Annotated in this window: 9 protein-coding genes; 1 reads left to right on the top strand and 8 read right to left on the bottom strand. The window is 45.6% G+C overall.

Annotation, left to right across the window (positions count from 1 at the left end; genetic code table 11):
• The gene (locus H5647_RS03350) at window positions 1-1,965 is read left to right on the top strand and encodes an alpha/beta hydrolase family protein (protein ID WP_045856292.1); all 1,965 of its coding nucleotides are present in this window, start codon (window positions 1-3) and stop codon (window positions 1,963-1,965) included.
• 145 nt (window positions 1,966-2,110) lie between these two features.
• Here the strand turns inward: H5647_RS03350 and H5647_RS03345 are convergent, their stop codons facing one another.
• The 8 genes from H5647_RS03345 to H5647_RS03310 all read right to left on the bottom strand — a co-directional run bounded on the left by H5647_RS03345 (window position 2,111) and on the right by H5647_RS03310 (window position 12,879).
• Window positions 2,111-4,267, bottom strand: coding sequence for an eCIS core domain-containing protein (locus H5647_RS03345; RefSeq protein ID WP_082086942.1), 2,157 nt, complete (start codon window positions 4,265-4,267; stop codon window positions 2,111-2,113).
• 142 nt (window positions 4,268-4,409) lie between these two features.
• Window positions 4,410-5,102 carry a tetratricopeptide repeat protein gene (locus tag H5647_RS03340; RefSeq protein ID WP_052691848.1) on the bottom strand — a complete coding sequence of 231 codons (693 nt, stop codon included), beginning with the start codon at window positions 5,100-5,102 and terminating at the stop codon, window positions 4,410-4,412.
• Between the two features lie 301 nt (window positions 5,103-5,403).
• Entirely contained in the window at window positions 5,404-5,661 is a 258-nt protein-coding gene (locus H5647_RS03335; RefSeq protein ID WP_045856289.1) for a hypothetical protein, read from the bottom strand.
• A 31-nt stretch (window positions 5,662-5,692) separates the two neighbouring features.
• Window positions 5,693-6,259, bottom strand: a complete 567-nt coding sequence (locus H5647_RS03330; RefSeq protein WP_045856287.1) for a DUF2589 domain-containing protein — start codon at window positions 6,257-6,259, stop codon at window positions 5,693-5,695.
• A 94-nt stretch (window positions 6,260-6,353) separates the two neighbouring features.
• Complete coding sequence (locus tag H5647_RS03325) at window positions 6,354-6,809, bottom strand: DUF2589 domain-containing protein (protein ID WP_045856285.1); 456 nt, start codon at window positions 6,807-6,809, stop codon at window positions 6,354-6,356.
• 397 nt (window positions 6,810-7,206) lie between these two features.
• A complete protein-coding gene (locus H5647_RS03320; RefSeq protein WP_045856283.1) occupies window positions 7,207-8,220 on the bottom strand; it encodes a stealth family protein in 1,014 nt (337 codons plus the stop codon).
• 355 nt (window positions 8,221-8,575) lie between these two features.
• Window positions 8,576-10,582: an alpha/beta hydrolase family protein gene (locus H5647_RS03315; protein ID WP_052691847.1), complete on the bottom strand. Its 2,007-nt coding sequence runs from the start codon at window positions 10,580-10,582 to the stop codon at window positions 8,576-8,578.
• 215 nt (window positions 10,583-10,797) lie between these two features.
• The gene (locus H5647_RS03310; protein ID WP_045856280.1) at window positions 10,798-12,879 is read right to left on the bottom strand and encodes a TonB-dependent receptor plug domain-containing protein; all 2,082 of its coding nucleotides are present in this window, start codon (window positions 12,877-12,879) and stop codon (window positions 10,798-10,800) included.
• Window positions 12,880-13,041: the final 162 nt, after the last annotated feature.

Here is a 13,041-nt window from a genome sequence, read left to right as displayed (position 1 = left end):
ATGAAACGAACTCTCAAATTGACCGTATGGTTTATTGCCGCATTTTTTTGTCAGACACTCTTGGCAGCGCTTCCCGCGAACGATTTTTTTAGCGAGCCCGATATGGTCTATGCTACTGTATCGCCCAATGGCGAACAATTGGCTGCTGTGCGTCTTGTCGAGGGTGAGCCGGTGGTTACCCTGATCGATACTGAAACTTTAATTGAGTCGACTATATTCTCTGCAGCAGAGTATGTAGAGAACGATGCTTCGGTAAGCGAGCTCGTGTGGTTAGACGATAAGCATTTGGCGCTGCAGTTTAGCGAAATACATAAAGGGATTGAAGATTTACTCGATACAAAATTAAGCCGCCGTTTACTCATTTTGCGCCTTGCTATGAACCGCAGCGAGATCGAAATACTCAGTGTTCGAACCAAAGGGTGGCTTGCACATGCTCTACCCCATTCGGCGAACACGTTGCTCTACGCAAAAAGTGGTATTGCCTCTAAAGTGTATTCGCTCGACATTCAAAAACTTGCCGCTGATAAGGCTAGGCTGGGAAAATTGGACCGCATAGACGGTGGGCAATTTAAGAAAGTCAATGAATTACAATCCATCAACGGCTACGCGATTCGCTGGTACTTTAACAACGAAGGAATTCCACAGTCCGTATTGGCCTTTGCGAAGGGCAAGCTAACACTCTTTTCTTTTACGGCGAATATAGAAGAACCCAAAATCCTCAAAGTGTGGGGTGATGACGATAAAGCAAATGCGGCCAAGAATGACGTGCCGCATTTGATACCCACCGTTTTAGCAAAGAGCGGGTCAAGTTTTTACTCTCTAGATATCAACGAGGAGACTGAAAAATCGGTATACCGCATTGACTTTGAAACAGGGCTACATGAAAAAATTTACGAAACGGCCTCGTATAAAATTCTTAATATTCTTATTGACGAAGAGCGTAACTTTATTGGAGTGAAGGTATTAAAGAACGGTACAACGGTACATGAATATATTGCAGACTCCGAACCGAATATTAAAGCCAATAGCGATAATATTAATACACTCTATAATTATAGTCTCGATGGCAGTGTAACGCTTAGTTACGTCGAAGCGCATAACTACCCTGGGCGGTTTATACTGAACACACCGAAGACTAACAGTGGCATAACGCTGGGCCAATTAAATACCACTATTACGGCGGCGTTACCGTCGCGGCAATTTCGAGATACCCTTTTAATTAATGACCTCGAAATACCTTACATTCTAACGTTACCACCTAACAAAGAAGCACCACACCCGTTAATCGTGCTTCCCCACGGCGGCCCTATAGGCGTACACGACTCGCCCTATTTTGATGAGGTTACGCAGTTTATTGCCGCTCAAGGTTATGCGGTACTACGAGTAAATTATCGAGGCTCTAGTGGGCATAGCACTGCACTTTACGATGGTGGTAAAAAAGAATGGGGCAATTTAATATTGGACGATATCCATAAAACGGCCTTAAACATTCGGGGGCGTGATGATATTGCTGCGGAAAAAACGTGCTTGATGGGTATGAGTTACGGCGGGTATGCAACAGCGGCATTGTTAACGCAATATCCCGATATTTACAAATGCGGCGTTGCTATTTCTGGGGTGTACGATCTTAATCTTTATGTGTCTGGCAAAAAACGTTCAATTGACCAGCAGCAATGGATTAATGATTTTATTGGTGATGCTAGTACAGAGTATGATCGTCTAAAATCGATATCTCCGTTGTATAACGCCGGTAAATTAACCCGCCCCCTACTCATCGCCCACGGGGAAGACGATACTGTAGTGAATGTTGAGCATGCCTACCGTTACCATCTAATGCTTAAAAAATACGACGCTGAAGTAGAATTGTATATAGACAAAGAATTGGGGCACTCTTTTGAAGATTCAGAACGCACCATTAAGTTGATGACTGCAGCGCAAGAATTTTTATCGAAGCATCTTCCGTAATACTGAACGGAATAACTCAACGCTAAGTGTTAGCGTTGAGTTATTTGTAAGGCATAAGGTGTGAACGGCGTGTAAAGAACGAATGGTAGGTTTTGCGTACTACACTGAATGTGAGACAGTCTAAAAACTAGAATTTTATATGCTGTTACTCCTCTTCACCGAAAAGCCCCCGCATGCCATCAAAGTAAGAATAGACTGACCGCCTCGCCGATGCGACGTCGAGCTTTCCACCACCCAGCGGATTAATTTCCTGACCTTCTGGGCCGGTTATGTCCGGTGCAATACCACGGTTTTCAATGAGCACTAAGCGTGGGTCATCTGGGTCTGTGGCGCCACCCAACCCGCCTAAACCGCGTGCATAATCGTTTAACACGTCTTTTTGTCTTTCAGCTAATGCGTTGTAATTAAAGGCCAGTTTAGCGCGACCGTTGACGAAAGTACTTCGCCCCCAGTCGATTAGCGCTGCGGTGGCGGGTGCCATTGCGGCTTGAACGGCTTGAAGACCGGCGGGTAGCACGGGGGCCAGGTCGATTGCGTTGGTTGCCGCAAACTCAAAATGGGCTTTTGTAAGAATATCGCGTGGGTGGTCGCCGTTCATCCATTCGGTTACCCACCGAGCGACCGTAAAGGAGGGTGGCAAAACATAATAACTAACGGGAGTTGGGCCGACAAAGGTTGGCAACTCAATTGGAACCTCGTCGGTACCCAGGAAGCGTCGGCGATCGCCAGCGTCCAAAATAAAACTGTCAAACAGGTTTACCCCGCGATGTGCAACGGGGTTATAAGCGGCCATGTTGTCGCCGGGGGCATTTACAATGCCTGCGATCACGGCATCCGTAAATGACTGACGGTGGGTGCGAAAAACGGCCTTGAACGGATCAGGCAGTAATGCAAACAATGTCGCGAAATCGTTGCGGTGCATCATTGGGGTAAAAGTTTTCGCACCGCGTTGAATAACCAAGGGCGCTTTCATCATATTGACAAAGGCAATCAAGGCGGTGAAGAAACCGTGAATATCGTGTAACGCCTCTACGCTGATTTCCATGTCAGCTGCGTCAGGCATGTTGTCAATAATATAATCGACGGCGATCCACGCGCGCTCTGGCGCTTCACGCAAAGGGTTCAGTTGCACCTCTGCGGTGGCATCGCGATCACCCACTACGGCATATTGTACTTGTGCATAGAGTTCTGGCGTGTCGGAAGTTGCAGCGGGTTTGGCTAAGGCGCTGTAGGCTTTAGGTATATCACTCAATCGAAATCCCTGTGTGGCCTGCACTTTTAAGTGTGCTCTGGCGGCCCCTAATGACAGCATGGCTTTGTTGTTAGAAAAAGCGGATTCATCATGCTTAATAAAATTACCTTCTGCATGATTGCGGCCGCGCAACGGGGTTATGCGGTCGTAAATAGCAGCGATGCCATTCATGGCACCCACAAGATTTTGGCGGCCCGCGTTGGTCAATGGAAAAGGTGCGGTTACGAACTCAATATCTGAAATAAGCCCAGCGTCGCCCACAAACTCATCTGCTTCCAAATTGAAACCGTTGCCTTGGTGAATTCGCTCGCGTTTAGTCATCGGCCTACAATTACGCTTATCGGTGGGCGATCGCCAGTACGGGTCTCTTACCCAGCTTTTTTTCCAGCTATTCCAGTTAGCATCTTCTAACTCGAAACCTATTTTTCGTTGGCACTGAAAGACGCCGCCGTTGGTACTTGCAGGAGAAGCCATGCGCGGAAGGGCGCTGTTAGTGAGCCCTGTCATTCCGAGATGTTGGGCTTTTGCGCCCATAATATCGGCTTCTTTTTCTAGACCATTTTCATCGTTGATGGGTGTGTGGCCCTTTAGCTGGTAGGTAGGCTGAACGCGGCCCTGTTTTTGTTGCACCACATGCCATGCTTCATGAGGTAGGTGTCGCTCTTGGCCTGCCCCCAAGTGTATCTCGTTGCCCTGAGCATAAGCGTGTGCCTGTAGGCGTGCAGGCTTAGCTGAATTGTAATGCACTTTTACGTTATCCATAGAGTAGCCCGAGAGGCTTTCTATGCCGCGCTTTAAACCGTTCGGTATACCGGTAGTATTGGCTTTAGATTGAAGGGCGTGCTGGGGTGACAAGGGCGAGTGAGGGACATTATTAAAAGCGTGCTGCGCACCATAATGTGTATGCTTACACTGGGTGACAGGCAGAAAACGCTGTAATGCGGGGCTAGCCGCGTTACTTGCACCGCTGAACGACACATTTTGTTGCTCGTCTTGGTGAGGTTGATTCGATGTACTTGTTGGCGATTGTGGTTCTGCTTTAACTGTCATTTCACCATGACTCCGTTAATTGTCGGTTGTTATTGACGAGAATCGTATCGCTGTACATCTACCCGTGTAAAACGAGTGCAAGGGTTCGAGGTGAGTAAATACTGCGGGTAATAAAGTTTAGTTGGGGTTATTGCAACCCGTATTATGGGTTCACTTTTAGCAATAATTGCTTGGCTAATTGCTCGGCCTTTGCTTTGCTAGCGGCGGAAAAATTAAAATCTTTATCGAATGCGTCGAGTACAACTTTTGCGTTATCGGCGCCTTGGTCTGCGGCGACTTTAACCCACGCAAATCCTGCTACTTGGTCTGGTTTACGCAATCCTTGGCCTAAAGCATACATGAGACCAACATCTAATTGTGCATCTAAAAGGTTTTGATTCGCGGCTTTTAGCAGTAATTTGTGGGCGAGACCAAAATTTTGCGGAATATTCTGGCCAGTATAGTATTCCCGACCTAGAAAAAACGTTGCTCTAACATTATTACCACGAGCGGATTTTTCTAACCATTTTATGGCTTCGTCATAGTTGGGTTTGCCCCTTTGGCCATTGTAAAAGCTAACACCCAAATTAAATTGTGCTTTAGCATGCCCCGCTCGTGCGGCTTTTTTCCACCAGAACAGTGCGTCGTCTATATCTTGGTCTACACCCGTGCCCTGCGCGTAAAAAATACCCAAGGTAAATTGAGCATCGGTGTGGCCCTTAATGGCGCTCTTTTCGTAAAGTTCTACTGCGGTTTGAATGCTGCGCTCCACGCCGTCGCCCTTCTCGTATTGTTGAGCTAGTGCATACGTTTGTGTAGCGGTGAGCGCTGCTTCGCTTTTTGTCACCTCATTCATAGCGGATACCTTTTATCGCAGGGTTCGTAATTTTGCCGGGTTGATAATGTGTAGGACGCGTTTAGCGAGCTAATAATAGATAAAGGCTTAGCGCTATAACAAGGGGTGCGATAACCATACTGCTATACCGCATGATGCGCGACCGTTGTTCACTCCTTCGAAGTTGTTCGAAAAAAGGTTCGCCGAGAATCTCGTAAACCTTTGCGCTTTCTTCTTCTGTAAGCTGAATTTTCAAAAAAATCCTTAGAAAATGAGCACGTCAATTGAGTGTAATCTCATAAGCAGTATCGCACTCGTAAGCCTATTTAAAGGTGATTTTGTAGCCCTGTTTAGCGTACCGCTGCTCAATAGCGCGCACCTGCAGTAGGTGAGAATTGACAATGCTATTTAGGTCGTCTTGTTGTTTTTGGGCACATTTATCGGCGTGGTTGGGTTCGCCCAGAGTATTGGGCATTGACGAATGCTGAAAAGGCCGCCAAGCGAGTAAACGCATTGCTCGCGCGATAACGGTAGAAGAAAACGACCGATAGCGCCGAGCAATGTGAGGAAGGAGTGCCATACAATTAGAATGAACTCATCTAAACGCTAACTTAATTGCCACCGCCACCGCCACCGGCTGCAATTTTAATAGGATCGACAGCACTCGCCATTAAATCCATTAATTTAGCCATACCTTCTTGCGGTTGTTGCTGGCGAGCAACAACGTTTACGTTATATTTAGCGGTATTATCGGTAGAGCGTGTGTTCTCACGGTTGGTGGAAACCTTACCTTTAATTGAACCTTTCCAGAAGGCGCCGCCACCGCTTGCCTCTGCTTCTACTGATGCGGCTGTTGCCGATTTTGAGGTAGTGGAGGATTTTACTTCCATACTAAAATCGATGGTTACAGACTCAATCAATAAGGCTGGAATGGGCACTAAACCTAATAATGGTGCTTTTACCGATACGACTTCGGTCGACAGCGTGCCGGAGCCGTTATCGACGGGTCTCTCTAGGTCGAAATCTAATGTTTTGGTTTTTCCGTCGTCGAAACCAATTTGATTGATAAACGTAACCATGGTTTGCGCTAAATTGTATTGCGCAATACAGGATGCCGCTAATGGGCCGCCAATTAATTCTTCCATTGGTAGGCCAGCGAATTGATCACCTATTGGCATATTGAGTCTCCTTGTTGAGTCTTGTTGGGTAGTACTTACGGTTTAAACCGTGATGATTATTACAAAAAATTGAGTAATGACACGATTAACAGCTTTAAGGAATGCTCTTAACGATACTGTCATTGAGTTTGATAAGCCCTTCAGGTGGGTCGCCACCTTTTACTTTTACCGAAACTCTTACATTATTTTTATTCTTGCCCAGCATCCCGTGGCCGCCCAACTCCATTTGCATACGTTTTGGCCCTTTGCTTTTGGTGGGGTCACTACTAAGGGTAGAAAGGTATGCGTCAAATTCTACGGTAACTTCATCAATTACGAGCGAGTTAAGCGGTAATAACGAAAATAACGGTACCTTAACTTCTAGCTCTGGTTCACCGTTAGAATCTAAATCGGGAACATGAATGGTGGTTGTTTTGGCGATAAGTTTATCGCCCTTTTTTGTAAAATAGTTTTGAATGGTTCTTAAGTGCTGGCGTTCTACCGTCTCTCGGGCATGCACTAATGCGCTCGCTAAGGCTTCTACCAGCTCATCAAATCCATGAAGTGCCATAACTTACATCCAGAATAATCTTTAACCAACGTTTGCGAAGTGTAAGGGTAAGCTCAATAAATGTCGATACAGTGGAATCGAATATTCTTACATGCACAGTGTCCAAGCGCTGAATAGTGCAAATACTGTGCGATCAAACCCAAGGTTAGAGTACAGCGTAATACTGGCTATAGCTAGCGTGGTAATTATCGATTCGTCGTGCGAGTGGGGTTGTGCTTCAGCGATAAAAAATGGGCCTTAGCGGCATTAGGCTCGTACTTTTGTGTGAAACATATCGATGTAAACTACAGTAATAGTGTGGTTGGTTATCGAGTGAATTAAAATTGAAGAGGTGTAGTGTTAACTGGCGAATTTTTTTGAGTGCGGTGTTATTGCATGTAAATTTAGGAGGTGAACGTTAATCTAACATTTGATTTTCAAGCCAGTCTCGAAGTGTTGTTTGGACGGATTCACTAGCACCAGCCAAATCCTGTATGCAGAGAAATGCAATGTTTGCATTTTGCTCGGCGATTGCGAGTTGTTTTTGAATTTTTTTAGCTGGGCTATCAAAAGCGTGAATAATCATGGTCTTGTTTTTAGTATCTAAAACGAGATTTCCATCTTTATGTGCGGCATGAACACTTAAGCTCTCGGCTGAAATTTGTTGAACGGAGCGAAACGGAAAGCTCACCAAGTGCCGCGCGTGTTCAGCGTGCTGTTGAAAAAACGACGAAAAATAATGTTGGCTCATGGCATGTGGTGCATGATCGACGCTCATGAACCGGTAGTAAAGGCTGTAGGCTTTCGCTGCATAATATTGGCTTTTTAAATAGCCTGGTTTAGCGTGTTTGTGCCTAAACGTTTCGATAAAGCGTGAGAGAAAACGAATAAGCTCGACCTTAATACTGTATAAGTATTTCCAGTGCCCGCGCGTAACAATTTTTCCATCGCGAAAAAAATCTTGCGTTTCGACGGGGCGAATAATAAAAAAATCGTCATTCAAATAGAGGAAGTGTTCCGAAAGCCCCTTTATTTTCCATAACAGCATTGAAATACTTCGAGTGTTAAACGACGGAAGCCCTTCTTCGTAACCCTCAAAAATAGCTTTATGGTCAACTACTTGTATTTTCGATCTTAATGCGGGGTTAGCCATGGCATCGAGAAAGGACGGCGTTTGATTGTCCGTTACGATATAAACGGTGCGAATCCAAGGCGCATTTTTTAACAGAGACGCTACGCAAAGCGCTAATTCTCCTGCGTCTACGAGCCTCGAACCGCCAACGGATTTAGGTGGTGTACGCCCCACTTGCGCAAGTCGTTTTTCCAGTTTATTTCGATGCGCGGGGTCTGTACCGTCTACCCATGTAATAACTGCGTCGACGGGCTTGCGAGTATCACCGGCGTTATTAACTGAATGGAGATTCTCTGGCATGGGGTTTTTCCGAGGCAATATCAAACGGTTACTATATCGGTGGCAAGGTTACCGCAGGTGATGAGTTTATTCTACTGGCAGTAGCGTTGCAGCTCCCCTTCGTTGTCTAGTAGGTTATTCAGGGAATGAGAGAACACCATGCATCGCCTTTAACGCGTTTGGTACAAGACGTTTGCCTTACACACAATGCAAACATTCTATTGTATAGACGATTTTTTTAGTGATTGGTTAGCGGGTAGGTATAAGGGATACTGAGCTCCGTTAACGGCGTGTTATAAATACGGGAACTACGTGTCCACCCTTGAAGAAAACAGCGTGACGATACGTATACTCGTCACGCTGTTCGACGGAGAGGCTATGGCGCGTTGACGACTGGAGTGGCGTTCACTGGTAGGTGTTTAGCCAGAAACGCATCCATTGCAGTAAAGGCAGCTATACGGTTTGCTTCGTTGGCCAGATAGTGATCTTCTTTAGGTTGTTCAATAAACGTTACGTCTTTACCTGCCTTTTCTAATGCATCGCGCATTTGGTAGCTATGTTTTATGGGTACTTGTCGATCGAGTTCGCCGTGAATCAATAACACGGGCACTTTTATTTTATCGGCATGATAAGACGGCGAGATAGCCTTAAGCTCTGCGAGATCGTCCCCTATCATTTCTTCTATAATATTATAGGTTGCCCAAAAGGCACGATTATCGATGACTAACTCTTTAACATTGCTCACGCCATTTACACTAATTGCGCACTTATAACGGTCCGGCGTTTTGGTGACGCCCATAAGTGCGGCGTAGCCTCCATAACTTGCGCCGGCAATACAGATTTTATTGGGGTCCGTTATCCCGCGCTCTATGAGGGCCAAGGCTCCATCCTCAATGTCGTCTTGCATTTCTTTCCCCCATTTTTTTAAGCCAGACTTCCTGAACTCAAGGCCCTGCCCTGTGCTGCCCCGAAAATTCATCTGTAACACGGCATAGCCACGGCTAGTAAAAAATTGAGCCCAGTAATCAAAAGCTTTGGAATCACGGGAAACTGGGCCGCCGTGGGGGAAAATAATAGTGGCGAGATCTTTTTTGGGCCGATCGCTGGGTGTAGTAAGGAAGCCCTCGATGGTGAGGCCATCCCGTGCTTTATATTCAATACGCTCGACTGAAGCGAGAATATCGGGGGGTAGTTGTTTGTAGCGATAGGCCAGGGGTTCGAGTGATGTTGGGTTTCGAGAGCCTAGATAATAGGTACCCGATTCAGTTGGGCCGGTGGAAAAAACCAGGTATCTTGATCCATCATCGGTTACCGAATAAATAAAGTTGCGGGTATCGGGTAACGCTTTGTCTATACCATTTTGTAGTGCTCGATATTCTGCGTCAAAAAAACGTGTGCTACCGTTGGTCGCACCACCTATACCAATCACTTCACCTGTAAGGTTTGAGTAAACCAGCCACCCATAAACATCGTAATGTTCATCGGCGTATACGAGTTCGCGTGTTAAGTTTTTATCGCGCAGGTCAACACGAAATACCGCCATCAAATCATTATGATAGGCGTTGATATAGAGAATGTTAGGATCTTTGTCGAAGCCTTTAGCGATTACTTGGTCAGCGGAGAAATCTTCGTAGGGCCAAAATCTATCCCATTTTCCGGTTTCCACGTTTTTAATAAGCGTAGCCTTCTTTTCCTCGTCGCCCCAAAAGCCCACTCGAACGCGCTGTTGCTGGTCGGTCATCCAGTCATAAACGTGTTGTTCGGGCCGTTGAATAACTCTCTTTACCTGTGTCTTAATGTTTAATTTATGGACAAGTGGGTACCAGGGATATTGTCTTTGTATACTCGCACTGGAAAACAGAATGTGATCGGGGTCGCTGGGTAGTGTGTCCAGCACGTAAGAAAGGTCCGTGGGCAGAATCTTGAATTTACGTAGATAGCTAGAACTGTAAGGCGATGAAACCGCGCCGGTATGGGTATCGATAATTAAGAGGCGGTTTTCACGTGTTTTCGAGCGATATTGGCTCATGCCTAACCAAGTATTGCGGTTAGAGGGGTACCATGTTGTGACAAAAAGCGTACGGTTATCTTTCCAGTAAACAGAGTCTATAAAGTACTGAGTGTTGTCGCTAAACAGCAAAATGTTGGCTTCGCCACTTTTAATGTTGCTAATTTGTACGGCTGTACCGTTGGTGCCATCAACATCAATGCGTATTTGTGATGCGAGATTAGTGCCGTCGGGCGATAGCGAAAGGCCATTAACATCCGGTAGCTGCGCGAAATATTTTAGTGGTGTTGGGCTTGGCTGTGTTGCAAAGCTAGTAAGGGGTAAACAGGAAAACCAGATAACTATCAGGTGTGATCTTAGGCAGTTCCATTGCATTTTTGTGTTCCTTGGCGGTGTTCATTGAGTAGGCAATTGACCGTGACCGTGATGGTAACAGCGCTAGAGGTAAGACAGAAGGTCAATTGAGTGCTATAGAATGGAATGGGCTGCGGTAAAACGTCTGTAATGCCTCGCATTGTTAACGGGTTATTGGCCGGATGAGTTATTTTTTTGCGCGAGACCTAAGGTTGCGGGCTGCTGTTAACCTAGCCTTAATATTCCCAGCCCGCCGTCAGTACTATGGTGCGGCCAGGTACGATTAAACCTTGCTCTAGGTCAATAAGCCCATTTGTAGGGTAGCGAATATCGTTGTCGGTCATGTTCTCAATATGGAGTTGTGTAAAGAACCCTTGCAGTTTGGGTGCATAGCGAATATTGAGGTCTAACGATTGTGATTTGCTTACCTGCTCACCTATGCGGCGGTAATCGCCTAATATTTGAGACGATAAATACCGATAGTCGGTTAGCATTTTTCCGACGTAGCGAAAGCTTATGCCGTAGCGAATTTTATTATGTTGATAGCTTAATTTAGCCTTTAATAAACGCTCTGGTGATTCACCAGCGTTAATATGGTGATATTGAATATCATCGGTGTGTTGGTGTGCTGCGCTAAGTTCTATTTTCAAAAATGGAGAAGGATGATACTGCGCAATTAATTCTATCCCTTCACTAGTATTGAGCCCGTTATTCGCCGAAACCTCATCATACTGAAGAGTGGTATTATTCAACTGGTGCGCAAAGCGTAGTAAATTTTTGGTGGTCGATTGGTATGCGCTAATATTGAGTGAAACAGTAGGATAGCTATAAAGATAATTTAGTTCGTACGTTTCAAAATTTTCAGGCTGCGAAAAGTTAACATCGCTGTGGTCTTGTAATGCCTCTCCGTAAAGTAGCTTAAAGGTATGGTGAGTATTAACAGCATAGATAGCGGCTATATTAGGGACGGAATAATGGTTGCCACCTTCTTGGTAAATTACGGTATTTTTCTCGTGGGTAGTACGATCATTATTTTCCCCTTGGGATTCCATAGCAAAATTTAATCGGCTTCCGCCTACCAGCTGGAGTTTTTCTGTAACCTGCCACGACAGCTGATAAAAAATATCGTGCAGCGCTGATGTTGTGTTTTGATGGTAATAATTTAGTCCGATAGTGGGTACGTAGGCATCGCGAATCGTATTAAATAACGTTCTAAAGCGGTAACCTAAAAGTACCTCAATATTTGATGAACTGTTATAAATTGAATTTAATTCTATGTCGAATCGTTCAGACTGTTGATGATGGTAATTATCACTATTTTTAACGGCGGGGCTAACCATGTCGAGTGGGTCTAGGAGAATGTCGTGGGCGCTATAGGTGCCAAGAGCACTAAAATGCCACTTTGTTGAGAGAGCTTGGTTAAATCCAACATTGGCTAGAAAATTAGTGTCGACCTGCTTATTCCCTCTGTAAAAGGATGGCGTTAAAGCATAGCTGCCATAGTGCATACGGCTATAGCGAAGCCCAGCATTCCATTGTGAAAATTGCGCGGAAGAATCTACACTGAGAGATTTTTCATCCATATCGCCACGCATAGTGGTATGCATGTTGGTGTCTAGCGCCGCAAATTGTTCGGGGCTCATCATATCGGCATAGCGGCCAGTGTACCCGCCATTGCGGCTTGCGCCTACATTCACGCCCCAGTGGCCGTCATCAAAGGTGTTACCGTAGCGAGAAAACACCGAATGAGCGTCGTTATTGCCGGTACTCGCGGTGATGCGATTACGGCTTTGTAAAAAGTCATTGGTGACGATATTAAGCGTGCCTTTAAACGCGTTGTTTCCGTATATAACCGACATCGGTCCACGAATAAGTTCAACTCGGTCGACGGCCTCAATGGGTATGTTGTATTGGGAGCGGTTTGAGAGCCTCAGCCCTTTAACAGCGATTGGCCCGAGGGGAATTCCATTTAACAAAACTTGTATGGCGCCACCGGTGTTCCCACGCAAACCTACTTTAAGATCCTGCGTATCGTCAAGGGTATAAAGGCTGGGAAGGTTACGTAGTAATTCTGGTAACGATTGATAGCCGTGGTTACCAATATCGTGGCGGGTTATAACCGTAACGCTGGCCGGAATTTTTTTGAGGGGTTCATCGCGTTTAGTGCCAGTGAAAATTTTTATAGCGAGCAGTTGTTCAAGGTTTAAATGTAAATACTCCAATTCGCGTTCGGAATTTTCGGCGGCCTGAGTGGCGATCGTCACGGCAAATATACACACGCCAATTGACCGATTTAAGCGCACCCGAGCTGTTGGCATTAAGATTCATCCTGAAGTCTTTTATATGACAAATTGAGAGTCGTACTGTAAGGGCCAACTAAGCAGTGTAGGTGAATATGACGACCGGTTGTGTTGATTAAGGTTAGTGGTTTAGAGCGTTAGAAGTTTCGCTCTATTTAATTGAGCGTGTGAGGTGTGGTG

This window comes from Teredinibacter purpureus (assembly GCF_014217335.1).
Lineage (GTDB): Bacteria > Pseudomonadota > Gammaproteobacteria > Pseudomonadales > Cellvibrionaceae > Teredinibacter > Teredinibacter purpureus.
The sequence above is the reverse complement of the archived record's forward strand: the minus strand, read 5'-3'. Positions and strand labels throughout refer to the sequence as shown.